Origin of the sequence: Alcaligenes sp. YSL9 (genome assembly GCF_030515105.1) — a bacterium.
In the GTDB taxonomy this organism is placed as follows: domain Bacteria; phylum Pseudomonadota; class Gammaproteobacteria; order Burkholderiales; family Burkholderiaceae_B; genus Alcaligenes; species Alcaligenes phenolicus.
In genome coordinates, this window is sequence record NZ_JALXJU010000001.1 from 763944 (window position 1) to 780157 (window position 16214).

General features: G+C 56.1%; 13 protein-coding genes. 8 read left to right on the forward strand and 5 right to left on the reverse strand.

Going from position 1 to position 16214, the window contains the following annotated elements; translation table 11 throughout:
- Positions 1-4: 4 nt before the first annotated feature.
- The 3 genes from M2Q46_RS03560 to M2Q46_RS03570 all read right to left on the reverse strand — a co-directional run bounded on the left by M2Q46_RS03560 (position 5) and on the right by M2Q46_RS03570 (position 3827).
- Complete coding sequence (locus M2Q46_RS03560) at positions 5-1330, reverse strand: M20 family metallopeptidase (RefSeq protein WP_302356806.1); 1326 nt, start codon at positions 1328-1330, stop codon at positions 5-7.
- A 329-nt stretch (positions 1331-1659) separates the two neighbouring features.
- Positions 1660-2976 (reverse strand): M20 family metallopeptidase, encoded by a 1317-nt coding sequence (locus tag M2Q46_RS03565; RefSeq protein WP_035273728.1) that lies wholly within the window; start codon positions 2974-2976, stop codon positions 1660-1662.
- 83 nt (positions 2977-3059) lie between these two features.
- Complete coding sequence (locus tag M2Q46_RS03570) at positions 3060-3827, reverse strand: helix-turn-helix transcriptional regulator (protein ID WP_035273725.1); 768 nt, start codon at positions 3825-3827, stop codon at positions 3060-3062.
- A 98-nt stretch (positions 3828-3925) separates the two neighbouring features.
- Here M2Q46_RS03570 and M2Q46_RS03575 point away from each other — a divergent pair, with 98 nt between their 5' ends.
- The 6 genes from M2Q46_RS03575 (at position 3926) to M2Q46_RS03600 (ending at position 10010) form a co-directional block, all read left to right on the forward strand.
- Positions 3926-5050 carry an MFS transporter gene (locus M2Q46_RS03575; RefSeq protein ID WP_302356807.1) on the forward strand — a complete coding sequence of 375 codons (1125 nt, stop codon included), beginning with the start codon at positions 3926-3928 and terminating at the stop codon, positions 5048-5050.
- Between the two features lie 170 nt (positions 5051-5220).
- Positions 5221-6459, forward strand: a complete 1239-nt coding sequence (locus M2Q46_RS03580; RefSeq protein WP_035273719.1) for a nitrate/nitrite transporter — start codon at positions 5221-5223, stop codon at positions 6457-6459.
- Between the two features lie 3 nt (positions 6460-6462).
- Positions 6463-7326: an alpha/beta hydrolase gene (locus M2Q46_RS03585; protein WP_302356808.1), complete on the forward strand. Its 864-nt coding sequence runs from the start codon at positions 6463-6465 to the stop codon at positions 7324-7326.
- Positions 7323-8315, forward strand: a complete 993-nt coding sequence (locus tag M2Q46_RS03590) for a VOC family protein (RefSeq protein WP_302356809.1) — start codon at positions 7323-7325, stop codon at positions 8313-8315. The genes M2Q46_RS03585 and M2Q46_RS03590 overlap by 4 nt, the downstream gene beginning before the upstream one ends.
- 10 nt (positions 8316-8325) lie before the next feature.
- Complete coding sequence (locus tag M2Q46_RS03595; protein WP_060185053.1) at positions 8326-9483, forward strand: NAD(P)/FAD-dependent oxidoreductase; 1158 nt, start codon at positions 8326-8328, stop codon at positions 9481-9483.
- A gap of 71 nt (positions 9484-9554) precedes the next feature.
- Entirely contained in the window at positions 9555-10010 is a 456-nt protein-coding gene (locus M2Q46_RS03600; RefSeq protein ID WP_009453901.1) for a MarR family winged helix-turn-helix transcriptional regulator, read from the forward strand.
- Between the two features lie 8 nt (positions 10011-10018).
- Here M2Q46_RS03600 and nudC read toward each other — a convergent pair whose 3' ends face one another.
- Positions 10019-10780 carry an NAD(+) diphosphatase gene (gene nudC, locus M2Q46_RS03605; RefSeq protein ID WP_009453902.1) on the reverse strand — a complete coding sequence of 254 codons (762 nt, stop codon included), beginning with the start codon at positions 10778-10780 and terminating at the stop codon, positions 10019-10021.
- 607 nt (positions 10781-11387) lie between these two features.
- Entirely contained in the window at positions 11388-12320 is a 933-nt protein-coding gene (locus M2Q46_RS03610; RefSeq protein WP_060185055.1) for a YicC/YloC family endoribonuclease, read from the reverse strand.
- A gap of 147 nt (positions 12321-12467) precedes the next feature.
- On the opposite strand from M2Q46_RS03610, the gene M2Q46_RS03615 reads away from it, so the two are divergent.
- Positions 12468-13586, forward strand: coding sequence for a DNA repair exonuclease (locus M2Q46_RS03615; protein ID WP_302356810.1), 1119 nt, complete (start codon positions 12468-12470; stop codon positions 13584-13586).
- Positions 13576-16197: an AAA family ATPase gene (locus M2Q46_RS03620; RefSeq protein ID WP_302356811.1), complete on the forward strand. Its 2622-nt coding sequence runs from the start codon at positions 13576-13578 to the stop codon at positions 16195-16197. The genes M2Q46_RS03615 and M2Q46_RS03620 overlap by 11 nt, the downstream gene beginning before the upstream one ends.
- Positions 16198-16214 lie beyond the last annotated feature (17 nt).

Genomic DNA, 16214 nt, shown 5'->3' on the forward strand with positions numbered 1-16214 from the left:
GAAATTAAGGGTTATTGTTCTGGATCATATAAGTCAAAGAGCTTGCCAATAATGCACGGGTTCCAATTCTCAATGAATTCTCGTCAATCAGGAATTCGGGTGAATGATTTGCCGCTCCAGGTTTATCGGCATACGGCGTAGCGTTAAGACGCCAAAAAACCAGAGGGATGTCTTTGGCAAAAACACCTACATCCTCAGACGCCATAGCTGGAGATGTTTCGCGTACTCCGGCACCGTCAGCGGCTAGCTCGAAAGCAGGTAACAGCATCGCCGTCGTAGCAGGATCACTGATGGTAATGGGATACCCGCTGTTGATCTTCACTGTCGCGCTGACATCGTGGTTGGCCGCAATGTTCTCGGCATAGCGCTTGACCAGATCCTTGGCGATAAGCTGGTTGCTGGGCGAGTAGGAGCGGATAGTACCTTCAAGAACCGCGGTATCTGGCAAGACATTGCCTTTAAAGCCGCTTTGCAGCTTGCCTACAGAAACAACGGTTGTACCGGTACCCGGATTGGTACGCTGCGCAATGATGTTATTTAAAGAAACCACAATTTCGGCTGCAGCCGTCAAAGGCGAGGTGGCTCTCCAAGGAGCGGAACCATGTCCCCCTTCACCTTGCAAAGAGATATTGAAACCATCGCCGCTAGCCAGCATGACTCCTTCGCGGTAGCCAATCTCCTTGGAGGGAAAACCGGCGCCAATATGCTGGGCCATGATCACATCCACCTTGGGCGACTCCATGACACCTGCATCCATCATGACGCGCGCACCTGTGGGCCCTCCAGGTGTCGGATTGCCTTCCTCGGCGGGTTGAAAGATCAGGACAATCGTGCCGGGTAAATCGGCACGTATGTCGGACAACACCTGGGCAGCCCCCAATAGCATGGCCATGTGAGTATCGTGACCGCAGGCATGAGAAATGGGAACATCCTGGCCTTGCCATGACCCTCTGGCAGTGGACTTGAAGGGTAGATCGTTGATTTCTTCGACTGGCAAGGCATCCATATCCGCCCGCAAGGCGACGACCGGACCGGGCTGTCCACCCGTCAATACGGCCTTGATGCCTGCTGTCTGACCCACTCCGGTCTGAATGACATAGCCAGGCATGGTGTCCAGTGCTGCCTTGATGTAGGCGGCCGTGTTGTGTTCCTGAAAGGACAACTCGGGATTCTGGTGAAGATGGCGGCGCCAGCTGATGATCTGCGGCTCCAGCAAATCTGCTTTCTGCAAAGCCTGATCAATCAGAGTGGGGGTAGCGGGCTGAGCGATGGCAAGACCTGAAACGAAACAACTGACAGCAAGCAAACCTAAGCGAAATGGATGCGTCATAATGCTTCTTCCTTTCATGGTTAAAGGTCTGCCGATAATAGCACCTCTATAAAAAATTTAATTTCAAGAAAAAATAAAACAGGAAAATAAATAAATTTTATTTTTAATGATTAACTGCCTAATTTAAAATAAGAATCCCGTAAAATGGATTTATTCCAAAAAAGAATTCATTAACAATCAAAAAAAATGAAATCGTGTTCAGATTTCAAGAATGATTTCGCTATGCTCCAGCAAGAAAAAACCGGCCACTGCAACAGTGAGCCGGTTTTTTTGGGCAACGTATCGGAGCAGGATGGGCAAGGCATGCCCATCTCAAGCCCCAAAAGCCATCAAGGTTTCTTGTTGTCGATCATGTAGGTCAGCGAGCTGGCCACCAAGGCACGCGTACCGATACGCAGTGCTTTCTCGTCAATCATGAACTCGGGCGAATGGTTGGGAGCGCCAGGCTTGTCCGCATAAGGCGAGGCATTCAAGCGCCAGAACACCAGCGGAATGTTCTTGGAGAAGGCCCCAAAGTCTTCCGAACCCATGCCTGGCGGCACTTCCTTGGCACCTACACCATCAGTAGCCTGATTCAGGGCAGGGCTGACAAGCTGAGTCACCGCAGGATCGCTGATCAGAACTTCATAGCCTGTATCGATTTTCACCGTGGATTTCAAACCATGGCTATTGGCAATGTTCTGCGCATAAAGCTTGATCAAATCATGGGCCGTGGCCTGGTTCATCTTGGACAAGGAGCGGACCGTGCCGGAAATATGAGCACTTTCAGGCAGCACGTTAGGGCGATTGCCGCTTTGCAAGGACCCCACAGTGACGACAGTCGTCCCATCCAGAGGGTTGGTGCGCTGAGCGATGATGTTATTCAAGGCTGTTACGGTTTCCGCTGCAGCGACTACGGGGGAACTAGCACTCCAGGGAGAAGAGCCATGACCGCCTTTACCGTCCAGCGTAATGGTAAACACATCACCACTGGCCATAATGCTGCCCTGACGATAGCCAATGCTACCTGCCGGGAAGGCCGGACCAATATGTTGACCCATGATCACATCCACCTTGGGCTTGTCCAGCACTCCTTCTTTCATCATGGCGTTGGCGCCGCTAAGCGGCGTACCAGGGCCTTGCTCCTCGGCAGGCTGGAACAACAGGACCACTGTGCCCGGCAACTGGTCACGCATATCGGAAAAGACTTTTGCCGCTCCCAGCAACATGGCGACATGGGTGTCATGGCCGCAAGCATGGGATACAGGCACCTCTTTGCCTTGCCATTGCCCCTTGGCGGTGGACTTGAAAGGCAGATCATTCCGTTCCAGCACAGGCAGGGCATCCATATCTGCCCGCAAGGCGACAACCGGGCCCGGCTTGCCGCCTTTCAAAACGGCCTTGATCCCGGTTTGAGCAATGCCGGTTTGAATTTCATAACCGGGCATGGTCTCCAGAGCAGCCTTGATATAGGCCGCTGTATTGTGTTCCTGATAGGACAACTCCGGATTCTGGTGAATATGGCGGCGCCATTCGATGACTTGCTGTTCAAGGGCATCCGCTTTGCTCAAGGCTTGATCTACAAGTCCCGAGCTGGCTTGAGCCATGGCGGTGCCAGCCATCAAACAACTAGCCGCAAGCAGACTCAGGCGAAATGAAAATGTCATTGTGCTCCTCTCTCTTTTTGTAGTCGTAGAGGGCCGATCATAGTGCCTAAACAATCAGTATCCAAAGTAGTGTTTATCCTGCCTTATGTAACCGGCTGTCTGGCGTAGTGGCCTGGCGTCTCTCCCATCTGATCCTTGAAGAAAGCTATAAAAGCACTGTCGCTGGCAAACCCAAGATCAAACGCAATCTTGGTCACGGCATCACCTGTAGACAACTGCTCAATGGATTTGAGCAGCCGCCATTGCTGTCGCCATTGCTGATAACTCATGCCAGTGTCACGCTTGAACAAGCGGCTGATCGTCTTTTCTCCTGCCCCCAGATATTCCGCCAGCACATGCAAGGCGGGCGGCAAAGTATCGATAGGTATGCGCTTTAAGCGCGTATCTTGCGGCAAGGGCAAAAACAGGGCTTGATCCGGCGCACGGTGCAGCTCATTCAATAGAAGTTGCATCATATGCAGGCCGGGAGGCCGGTCCCAATCCTCATCCAGATCCGCCTTGGCTATGCGGTCCAGCACGGCTGTCAACAGATCATTCGCTGCCAGAATCTGCACCTGTTCGGGCAGGCCCGGGTAATGCTCCGGGTCCAGATAGACAGAGCGGTACTCCACCTGTTCGCTCATGCGGGCCTGATGTGGAAGCAAGGCTGGAATCCAGATCAAACGCCCCGGTGGCAGCAAGCACAGTTGCTGATCCAGCGTTACGCTGATGCAGCCACTACGGGTGTACAAAATCTGCCCCCAAGGATGTTGGTGCAGACCGGAGTCGTGTTGTGCCAGTTGCGCCGCAATACCCAGGGCATGACGTCCCGTCAGATCCGGAAAAGGATCATTAGCATCTAAAAAAGGCATGATTGTCCGATTTCATGGGTTTTTTATCAGAATACTTGTAATAGAAAAATCCAGCCAGACTTACGCTGATTCTTTTTTCCCAATTCAGTGTGGTTTGCATGTCTCGTTTCCTATTCTTGATGATCGCCTTGATCATGTTTCCGCAGGTGGTGGAAACCGCCTATAGCCCGGCTTTACCCCTGATCGCCGACAGTTACTCCGTGTCGGCCAGCCGCGCCGGGCAGACCTTATCGGTCTACTTCATAGCCTTTGCCGCAGGCGTGCTGTTCTGGGGCTGGCTATGCGACAAGGCCGGGCGTCGGCCCGCTGTTCTGGCCGGTTTGACGGTTTATGGCCTGGGCTGCCTGCTAGCTGTGTTCAGCCCCAGCTTCGGTGTTTTGCTGGCTGCCCGCATGATCAGTGCATTTGGAGCGGCGGTCGGCTCGATCGGTGTACAAACCATGTTGCGCGATCGCTACCAGGCAGAAGATCTGGCCAGGATCTTTGGCACCATAGGCGCCGCTCTGGCATTAAGCCCCTTGTTAGGTCTGGCAATGGGCGTCGCTCTGACAACAAGCGCAAGCCTCATGCCCGTCTTTCTGGGACTGTTCGTGTTGGCCTTGATCTTGTTTGCCGCTTGCCTGTTTCAGCTTCCTGAAACCCGCCCGCTTCAACACAGCCAGGCCAGCATGGTGAATGTGCTGTTCCGCTTGCTGCGTGACCCGGCAATTTGGCAGTCCGCCATGCTGGTGGCTCTGTTCAACGTCACGATTTTTTCCTTTTACCAATGGGCACCATTCCTGCTGGAAGGCCTGGGCTCCGATAACCGTCCCATGATGGTGGCCGGCCTTTTACTGGCTGCCGGAACCTTTATGGGCGCTTTTCTGAATCGCCGCTGGCTGGCGGCAGGACACCGTGCCCGGCATTTGGTGTGGCGGGGGATTTCGATTTTGGCCGTGGCGGCTACCGGCCTGGAGTTGGCGGGAACACATCTGATTTTCCTGCTGCCGGCCATGTTGCTGGCATTGGCCTACGCCATCGCCATCCCCAATCTTTTGTCGGCTGCCTTGCAGGACTATCGCTCGGTGGCAGGGAAGGCAGGTGCTGTCTTTGGCCTGATGTACAGCCTGTTGCTAGGCATCGGTTTGGCCTTGTCGGCCTGGTGGGGGAGTCTGGCTGACGTGACTGTTGTTTGTGCTGTACTGGCCGCTATTTGCCTGGCCTTGCCCCTGAAAAAGGCTTGAGAAAAACCCTGATACGCCATTCGTAAGCCGCCTCATCATAGGGTATATACCAATACATATGTATTGACATAGATTAAGCCAAATCACCATAATCCTTCATGTTTAAAGCAATTGAAGAGTGTGCCTGACAAACACTCAGCTTGAACATTTATCCAAAAGGAGAGGATGACATGGTGGAACAGGGGGTTATGGGCAATCCGCTCGACAAGGCCAAGCCACGCGGCACAGTGGCCTTGCTCATGCTGTTGATGGCCGTGATGGGCGAAATGTGCCTGGCGGCCGACTTTTACGGCTTTGCAGCTGTTATCAAAATTGTCTCGGCAGACCTGTCACTGAGCCCCGCGCAAGCCGGGCTGGTGCAGGGTGCTTTCGGTGTCTCGTTTGCACTGGGCATGTTGTTCTGGGCACCACGTGGTCGCTCCATGAGCTCGGCCCGTTTGTACCTGATTGGCTTGGGTGGCAGCGGCTTGCTGATGCTGCTGCAGACTCAAGCACAGGATTTCACGCAGCTATTTTTACTGCGTCTGGTTGTGGGCTTTTTTGACTCTGCAGTCTGGGTCGGGTCCATGAAAATCGTCATGCAGTGGTTTGCGCCACGCCGCCAGGGTCTGGTGCTGGGCATTATTCTGGCCGCCTATTCGCTGGCCATTACCCTGGACTTTGCCTTGGGTTTGCCTTACGCCATGGCCCATGGCTGGCGTGCTTTCTTCCTGGTCCTGGGCGGGCTGACCTTAAGTGCCTGTTTAATCACGCAGCTGGTGGTACGCGCCGGTCCTTATCAAGATCCACACGACAAGATCAAAACCGATGCCGGTGTGTTGCGCTCCATTGCCGCACGCCCCTGGATCTGGGTAGGCATTCTGGCCATTTTTGGGGCTTTGTTCTCGGTTGCGGCAACCGCGACCTGGCTGATTCCAGCGCTGATTGATGTGCAGAAAATGGCCCCCGAACAGGCTCCCTTGTTCGGCACCATCATGGGCTTGTCCCAAGTCTTCTTCCTGATTCTGGGCGGTTATGTCAGCGATCGCTTCACCCGTGTTGGGGTAATGCGTGTGGGCATGTGGTTAACCATTCTGGCGGCCAGCGCCTGTGTTCTGGTTGCCTGGCAGGCATTGCCCTACAGCGGCCTGCTGATCGTGGCCATTCTTTGCGGCGTAGGGGTCTTTCATGGTGGCGCCATTTTCAGCTATGTGGGGGAGCGCTATGGCGTGAACCTGGGCCCTAGTGCTGCTGGCTATGCCGAAATGGGCGGTGTGTTTGCCACCTTTGTCGCGCCGTCCCTGCTGGGCCTCTTGCTGAGCCTGACTGGTTCCTACATCTGGGCCTTTGGCAGCTTCCTGGCGGTGGAAGTGCTGGTTTTCATCGGTTTCCTCCTATTGAATCGCTTGCCTTCGGCGCAAGCGGAATAAGCAATGAACAAACTTGTTTTCGATCCAGCAGACCTGGAGCAATACCGGCTCCAGGCCTCGGTGGCTGATTTTGACGCTGAGATGGCCACCTACAAGCAGGCCAGTGAACGGGCCCGTGCAGCCCTGGAAGCCTGTTTCAGCACCCACGCCTATGGCGATGACCCGACAGAAAAACTGGATATCTATGCCGCCAGCCAGGCTGGCGCCCCCGTTTACCTGTTCATTCATGGGGGCTACTGGCGCATGTTGTCCAAGGATGACTCGGCCATGATGGCGCAAAGCCTGCATGCCGCCGGTGCCACGGTGATTTGCCTGGACTATGGCTTGGCTCCGGCTTACCGCCTGCCGCAGATCGTGGCGCAATGCGAACGCGCCTTGCAGTGGGTCCACGCGCACGCGACGCAATTTAATGGCGACCCGCAGCGTATTCATATTAGTGGCAGCTCGGCAGGGGGCCATTTAAGCGGCATGTTGCTGGCGGCCGATACCCGACGTGAACAGCGTCTGATCCACAGCGCCAGCATTATCAGCGGCGTCATGGATTTGCATCCCCTCTTGCAGACCGCCGTGAATGACTGGCTGCAGCTGAACGAAGAACAAGCCCAACGCTATAGCCCGGCCTTGCACCCACCAGCAAGGGGAACGCCGGTGCTGGTGACCTGGGGGGCACTGGAACCTGCCGTCATGCAAGAACAAAGCCGTCACTACGCCCGCCAATGCGAGCTGGCGGGCTGCGTGGTGCAAAGCATGGCCGTGCCAAACCGTAATCATTTCAACGTCTTGATGGATCTGGAGCAGAGCGACAGCGCATTGACGCTAGCCGTGTTGCAGACCATGAATCGTCATACCCAGGAGGAGAAACTATGACACAAGCAACTTCCCACTCCATCCAAACCCCGTGCTTTGAGCCCCGCCGTCTGGGCCACGTCAACCTGTGGGTTGACGAACTGCAACGCGGTGAAGATTTTTACAGCCAGGTCTGCGGCCTGAAAGTGGAATTTACCGAACCGGATCTGGTGGCGACCTTTTTGGGCACCGGCCACACGCCCCATGATCTGGGCATGATGGAAACGACTAAAGGCGTGAACCGGTATGGCCGTGACGGTCTGCTGCAACTGCCCGGCACAATTGGCTTGAAGCCTGGTCTGAATCACCTGGCCTGGGAGCTGGAAAATGAAGCTGAACTGGTTGCAGGCTGGAAGCGCGCAAAAGAGCAGGGGCGCGACATTGACATGACGGTGGATCACCAAGTGGCCCATAGCGTCTATATGTTTGACCCCGATGGCAACTACAACGAGTTCTACTGCGACACCATTAAAGACTGGCGCAGCGTACTGGGTGGCCCTATGGAATTACTGACCAGCCGCTGGGACCCCGAAGGCCAGGAGCCTTTTACCGAAGGCCGTTACGACTCCGACCCAGTTCTGGAAACAGTGGCCGACGCTCCGGTCCAACCACGCCGCGTCACCCATGCCGTGCTGCGTACCGCTCAGCTGGACGCCATGCGCCACTTCTATACCGAAGTCGGTGGTCTGGAAGTGGTTTATGAAAACGAGCAGGTTGTCTACTTGCGTGCTGGTCTGGCCAATTATGATTACAGCCTGATCCTGGTACGTGATGAAGAGGCCTCCTTCTCGCATGGCAGTTTCGAGCTGGCCGGCGTCCAGGATCTGGAACAAACACTGGAGCGCCTGAAAGCCCAGAACATCACCCCCGTTCACGACGTGAACCTGCCCTGGAAGCGCGCTTTCTTCTTGCGTGACCCGGATGGTCTGCTCAGCGAGTGGTACGTGACTCTGGCTGGCGAACGTGTTCTGGATAGCAATCACTCTTTGCCTTTGTGGGCGCAAGTTTAAGGAAACCAGCATGTCCGATAAAAAACTAAGTGCCTTGATCGCAGGCGGTGGCCTGGGTGGTTTGGCAACCGCCGCCGCTTTGGCTCAACGCGGCTGGGATGTCACTGTGCTGGAGCGCCAGTCTGAATTGCGCGCCAATGGCTCCGGTATTTATATCTGGGAAAACGGCCTGCGCGTTCTCAAAGCCCTGGGAGCGTACGAACAAGCGATTGAAGGCGCTTTCTACGGTAGCCACTTTGAGCAGCGTGATCTGAATAACGAGGTCATTGATTGCGGCCCCACACCGCCCGATCGCCGTCTGATTACCGTGATGCGCTCGCAACTGCTGAAATCCCTGGAGCAAGCGGGCAAACGCGCCGGCGTAAAGGTACGCACGAATGTGGAAGTCATCGCCGCCAGCGCACGCGGCGAAGTTCAACTGGCCTCGGGCGAGCGTTTACGTGCCGATCTGGTCGTGGGTGCTGATGGCATCTGGTCCCGTATCCGCCAATCTCTCGGTCTGGAACTGGTGCACGAGCAAACCCGCGAAGGGGCCTTGCGTACCATGATCACCCGTAAGCCAGGCGACACCTCAGAGCAAGACGCTCAAAAATACATCGAGAACTGGAACGGTCTGCATCGCTTGCTGATTACGCCCGTCAGCGAAACCCAAACCTATCTGGCCTTAACGTGCCCGTACGACGATGTGCGTGCCAGCAATGTCCAGATCGACAAGGAATACTGGTCTGCCTTGTTCCCACACTGGGCACACTTGATTGAACGCGCAGATGGCCCGGTCAGTTGGGGTCGTTACAGTGTGACGCGCTGCAAAACCTGGTCCAGTGGCCGTACCGCGATTTTGGGCGACGCCGCCCACGCTCAACCGCCGAACCTGGGGCAGGGTGGGGGCATGGCCATGCAAAATGGCCTGGCTTTGGCCACGTTCCTGGAAAAGGTGCAGGATGCCCGCGATATCCCCGAAGCCCTGGAAGCCTGGGAAAACAACGAGCGCGAGATTGTAGAGCACTGCCAGAAGTGGTCCTGTCTATATGGTGAGATCAGCGCCTTGCCCGATGCCGTGCGTACTCAGGTCGTGCGTTCTGCCATGGCCAATCCCTGGAGCTACGCGCAGATTTTCCGCGCTGCCAGTCACACGCCTACGGGAACCGTCCAGGCAGAGCTCTGCTAGTATACTGACGGTCCGCTTGTCGCTCCGATTTCATGGAGCGACAAGCGCAGGATTGACTCTCCCAAGGCATTATGAGCAAAACTCCCGTCTCCATCCCTGACAGCAGCGTAGAAACCAATCTGGCCTTCCAGATGGCCAACATTATCTACAAGTTGGACCAAACGCTAAGATCGACCACCCTGCGTGAACACAATATGACCTATGTGCACTTTCGGGTCTTGCAGTACCTGTGGGATAAGGACGGGCGCAGCATCGGGGAAATTGCCAAGGCCATCGTGGTACATCAGCCGGTCTTGAGCCGGGTGATTGACCAAATGGAAGAACGCGAATTGGTGCAGCGCCGCACGGACGAAAACGACAGCCGCTATATGCGTGTGTACCTGAGCGAAACGGGCCGTGAGCGCTATGCGCAAGTCTGGCCCGCCGCCAAAGAAATGATTGATGATGCTCTGTCGGTGCTCAATCCGAATGAGCGCGAGGATTTGGGCCGTATGCTGCGCAATGTCGCCGCCCATCTGGCGACCTGAGTCGCGCTTTAAGTCTTGGCCTGGCCCGGTAAATTGGCCCGAATCAAACGGCCCGCAATGGAGTCTGTATGGGGCAGATCGGGCAGGGCGTCACCCGGGCCAAACCAGCGCGCGTCATTGATTTCGTCAGCTTGAATGCGCAAATCACCCCCGGCGTACTCGGCGGTATAAGCCACCATTAAAGAATGTGGGAAAGGCCAGGACTGACTGCCGAAATACTGAATATTGTCCACGCGCAGCCCCACTTCCTCCATAACCTCACGGTGAATGGCTTCTTCCAGGTTTTCACCGGCTTCCACAAACCCGGCCAGAGCCGTGTAGCGCGCCGTCGCGTAAGTGGAGTGACTGGCCAACAAGATACGGTCCTTGTCGCGGATCAGTACCATCATGGCCGGGGAGATGCGGGGATAGGCCGAGAAACCACAAGAGGTGCAGCGAAAGCACAGTTCATGCTTCACTCGCTCCATGGCCGAACCGCACACACCACAGTAACGATGGCTGCGCGCCCATTCCGAGACTTGAAAAGCCCGATTCACCATACTGGCTTGATCTCCCAACTGCGACAGCACGCCGCGCAAGTGACGGAAGGTAAAGCCATCCGGAGCCGGGGTCTCGGCCGCTACGTGGCAGGCAAAATCCTGACAATCGTCACCTGGAAAAAGAGCATGCCATTGCGCCGGCGCTAAATCCAGTGCGGGTTTGGCAGGAATCAAGGCTTGTCCTTCCTGGCTGCTGACCAATATTTCATTTCCACGAAAAATGAAATTCATGTGTTTTCTGTCCTTTAATAAGCCGCCTAAGAGCAGCACAGCGCCGGCTATTGTACGGGAAGGACGGAGGCAGAAAAAAGCGGAGAAAACCCAAGGGGCCGAGCAGAGCATTCAGACAGCGGCCAGAAAAAACCGCCGTTTTAAAACCAGAAACACAACTGTCAAAAAGATGACGTGTTACCTGGCCTTGTCGAGAAAATCCCAGGACAAAACCGGCAAGCCACCTAATTAGCAGACAGATAATTAAGCATGAATTTATTTAAAACCAGTGATTCTTTTTTTAACTTTTAAAACCGGATTAATTATTTATAAAAACCATTTCTTATTTTTGTTTTATTTTTTTATTTTAAAAATCGCTATTTTATTTTTATATATTAAGGCAGCTTATAAAGCGTCTGTATTTATTCCTGGCTTCACTAGACCACTTTCAGAAAAAATAGCCCTAGGGAGTTTGAGGATGATCAAAAAAGTTCACAAAAAAACCGCCTGGCCTGAGCAAGACGGTTTTCTTGAAAAAACCGCATAAAACCTGAGGTTTCACGCGGTTTAAGCAGACAGCACCTGCTGAAAAAAATACTGGCAGGCAGAAAATAAGGAACTGGCTGGTTTACTCGATGTTTTGGGTCTGTTCGCGCAGTTGCTCAATACACAGCTTCAAGTCGATAGAGGCGCGCGTCATGTCCATGCTGCCTGCCTTGGAACCCAGGGTATTGGCCTCACGGTTCATCTCCTGGAACAGAAAGTCCAAACGCTTGCCAGTGCTACCTTGGCGTGTGCTTTTCTTGTTGGACGACACGCTGGTATCACCGTTAAGAATCAGCTCCAGCTCGGTCAAATGCGAACGCAAGCGGGCGATTTCCTCAGCCACATCAATGCGCAGGGAGAAAACAGCCGCTTCCTGCGCGACGCGGGCAGACAGTTCTTCGCCCGAAATCAGGGCGAAACCGTCCGGACTGGCTTGCAACAAGGCGTCATGCAAGCGAGTAGCAATCTTGTTCTTCTGCTCCGTCAGGATCGAGGGCAGGTGCTGCTCGACCTCGTCCACAATGACGCTCATGTCCTGGCGAATATCCAGCATGGCTTGTGCCAGCCGCTGGCCTTCACGCTCTCGGGTCGCCTGAAAATCCTGCAAGGCCGCCTCGAAAGCCTGGCTGATCATGGGCAGCCAGATTTCGGGATCCATGCCCGAATTATTGCCGCTTTGATTGCTCAGCAAGGTATGAAGCTCGGGTGCAGGCAGATCGGGAATGGCCACGCGTGCCACTTGCAGCATCTGTGCTGTGCGTTCCACCGCCTCCATATCCAGGCTGCGTTGCTGATCCGTGCCGCTACGGGCAAAGTTGACCCGCAATTCCAGCTTGCCACGCTGTACGCCCTGGGCGGCCAGCTCGCGCAGCAGATTCTCCGCAAAACGCAGTTCCTCGGGCAAACGCAGATTCAGGTCCAGAAAGCGGTTGTTGACGCTGCGCATCTCGATATTGATGGTGCCTGCTTCGGACTCGGCCTTGGCGCTGCCAAACGCGGTCATGCTACGGATCATGGGTGGGTCACTTTAAGAATGGAATAAAGCCGCCAATTGTACTCTCAGGTCCCGGCTTTGGCCGCGCCTCTTGCCGCGACAAAGCTCTATACTTTAGGCATTCAAGGCCTGTAAGGGCCGATTTTTTTACCAAATCTAAGGGCAGTCATGCTACGAATCCTGCATACAGCCGATTGGCAAATAGGTCGCCAGTATTCGCGTTTCGAGCTGGAGGACGCGGCCGCCCTGGCTGAGGCACGTTTCAAGGCCATTGAGAAGCTGGCAACGCTGGCTACCGAACATCGCGCCGATCTGCTTGTGGTAGCGGGCGATGTCTTTGATTCGCAAACCCTGAGCGATCGCAATCTGCGCCGCAGTTTCAATGCCATGGCGGGTTTCACCGGCCCTTGGCTGCTCCTGCCCGGCAACCATGACGCGGCCTTGAGCGAAAGTGTCTGGACACGCGCGCGCCGCTTGAACTGCATTCCAGATTATGTGCATGTGCTTGATACACCGGAGCTTTTTCTGCTGGACGAGCTCAAGCTTGCGGTCCTGCCAGCGCCGTTGACACAACGCCAGACTTATCAGGACTTGAGCGACTGGTTCGATCAGGCCGAAAGTCCGGCGGGTTACTGGCGTCTGGGCTTGGCGCATGGCAGTGTCAGTGGGGTGCTGGAGCATTTGGACAGCCATAACCTGATCGATCAAAACCGCGTACAACGCGCCAAACTGGACTATCTGGCACTGGGGGACTGGCACGGCACCGTCAAAATTAACGAGCGCTGCTACTACAGCGGCACGCCCGAGCCGGACCGCTTTCGGGATAACGACTCTGGCCAGGCTCTGCTGGTGGAAATCAGCAAACCGGGCGCAACACCTGTGGTTCAAGCCTTGCCGGTTGCCCAACACCCTTGGCGCAGTATCCAGCACCATTTGAATGACGACACGGATCTGGACCTGCTGGAGCGGGAACTGAACGCCTTAGCGGATCAGAGCGTGGTGGAACTGGAGCTATCAGGTCAGTTAAGCCTGAGCGGTTTTGAGCGTCTGGAAAGTATTTTGGGGCAGTCCCAAGCCCGTTGCCGCGCCTGGGACTGCCAGCGCGAGGCCTTGCGTCTGGCACCTTCTGAAGAGGATCTGGACGCCTTGCAAGCCGATGGCTACTTGCAGGCCGCGTTGAAACAGTTGCAGGAACTGCGTCACGGCAGCCAGCAGCAAGCCGCTGAAGATGCCTTGCTGATTCTGGCCGGTTTGCTGCGCGATAAGGAAGGTGGTCATGCACATTAAGTCCCTGCGCGTCGAGCAGTTCAAGCGCTTTCGCCAGCCCGTCTCACTGGACCAGCTGGAGCCGGGCCTGAACATCATCAGCGCCCCGAACGAGGCCGGTAAAAGCACTTTGGCCGAAGCCCTGCGCACGGTGTTTTTCGAACGTTATGGCACAGGTAGTCTGACAAAAATCCTGCCTTGGGGCGATTCCTCGGCCGCACCGGAAATCGAGCTGGATTTCAGCCTGAACGGCCAGGACATGCGACTGAGCAAGCGTTTCCTGAAGCGCAAACGCTGCGATTTATACATCGGTAACCAGCATCTGGACAATGACGAGGCCGAACAATACCTGGCCCAGCAAATGGGCTTTGAGTATGCCGCCAAAGGCAGCAGCCAGGCCCGTAACTGGGGCGTGCCGGGCCTTTTGTGGATTGAACAAGGGCAGGGCCAGGACTTGCGCAGCTCGGTCGAGCACGCCAGCGGCACCTTGCAGCAGGCTTTGGGCAGCGAAATCGCTGATTTGACCAGTGCAGACGGGGATTATCTGATCGAACAGGCCCAGCAACAGCTGGACCAATATGTGACCCAGGCTCAAGGACAGCCACGCGGCGTCTGGCTGGCAGCGCAGAAAGAAGCCAAGGAGCTGGAAGAGCAGTTACAGAGCCAGCAAGCCGCCTTGCAGCAGTACCAGCAATGGGTGGACGAACTGGCGCAGGCCCGTAGGCAAATTGCCCATGCCGAGGCTAAGCGCCCGTGGGAGCAGCTACGTGAGCAAGCCAAGCAAGTGCAGGTTCAGTTACTTCAAGCCCGCCAATTGCAGGAACGGGCCAAGGAACTGCAACAGGCGCTGAACATGTTGGCCGAGCGAGAAAAGCTCTACCAACAAGCTGGGGAACGCGACCTGGAGTGGGCTCGCCAACGCAGCCAGCGCGCCGAGCAGGTCAAATCCTTGAGTGCCAAGCTGGAGCAAGAGCAGGGCACGCTCAACAGCTTGAACCAGCGTCTGGAGCAGGCGCGCAGCCATAAAGACGCCAGCCTGCAGGAGCAGGAACGCGCCCGTACCTGGCAGCAATGGTTTCAAGATCAAGCCAGCTTTGAAGGCACGCAGCAGCAATTGCAGCAGGTGCAAGGGCAACTGGAAGAACTGGGCAAGTTGGAAACCCAACTGGCGCAATGCGGGGCCGCCTTGGTGCAGCTGAAAATCAGCGACGAGGCCCTGGACCAATTACGCCAGCAGCACCAGCTTATTCAGCGTTTGCAACACCAACTTGAGACGATTTCCACCGAATTGCAGATCGAACTGCAAGACGGCGCCAGCCTGTTGCTGGATGGGGCATCCATTCAGGGCCAGCACCGCGCCCACCTTAGCGCCAGCACCCTGATTGAGCTTCCCGGAATGGGCCAGTTGCGCATCATTCCCGGCGGCCGCGATCTGGGCAAGGTGCAGCAGCAATTGGCGCAAACCCAGCAGGAATACGCACAGGCGCTTGGCCAACTGGGCGGAAAAAGCCTGGAAGAGCTGGAACGCCGCCGCGAGCAATATCGGGAACAAGAGCAGCAGGACCGGCTGTTACGCAGCTCCATGAAAGCGCTGGCCCCGCAAGGCAAAGCACACTTGCAAGGTCTGGTTCAGGCGGCTCAACAACGCATCGCCCCGCAACGCCCGCAAGGCGAGGCCATCGAGGCCTCGGAACTGGGCCGTATCGCCCAAGCCGCCTCCATGGCCGAGCAGCAGTACCGCGCACTGGAAAGCGACTGGCATGATGCCCGGGAAGCCCTTGCCCGCACCCAGGCTCGTCTGGAGCAGGCCCAGGCTGAAGCTCACAGCCTGGAACAACAATGGGCTGACCCGCAACGCCAGCAAGCGCAGCAGGAGCGCGAGCAGCAATGGGGACAACTGCGCCTGCAACGCGAGCAGCAACTGGCCGATCAGAAGGCGTTGGAAGCCGAGCTGGCCGCCTTGCCCGTCTCGGTTCTGGAGCAGGACCTGCAACGTCTGGAGCGCAGCGCTCAACAACAGGAGCAAAGCTATAACGAGGCCCGACTGGCCGCGCAGTTGGTGCAAACCAAGCTGGAAACCCACGGAGCGCAAGGCCTGGAAGAGCAGATCGACCAGACCTCGTTACGTCTGCACGACTGCCAGCGCCGTTGCGCCACCTACGAGCGCCGTGTCGCGGCCTTGCGCCTGTTGCTGTCTGTACTAAGAGAGCAGCGCAACGCCTTGACCCAGCAATTGCACGAGCCTTTGCAAAAGCACATCAACCACTATCTGCGTCTGCTTTTGGGCAAGGCACGGGTGGAGCTGGACGAATACCTGGCCCCACGCTGGCTGCAACGCGATAGCGGACAAGGGCTGGCCGACGACATTGACGGCTTGAGCTTTGGTGCACGCGAGCAAATCGGCCTGATCGCCCGTCTTGCCTATGCAGATTTGCTGCAACAGGCAGGCCGTCCCACCTTGCTGATTCTGGATGACGTGCTGGTCCACAGCGACAACGATCGCCTGGGGGCCATGAAGCGCATTATTCACGACGCCGCCCAACGCCATCAGATCCTGCTTTTCACCTGCCAGGCCGATAAGTGGATGGACATGGGTGTTGCGCTACGGCCCGTCCCGCAAGGCGTACAATAGGCGTTTTGAATTTTGTC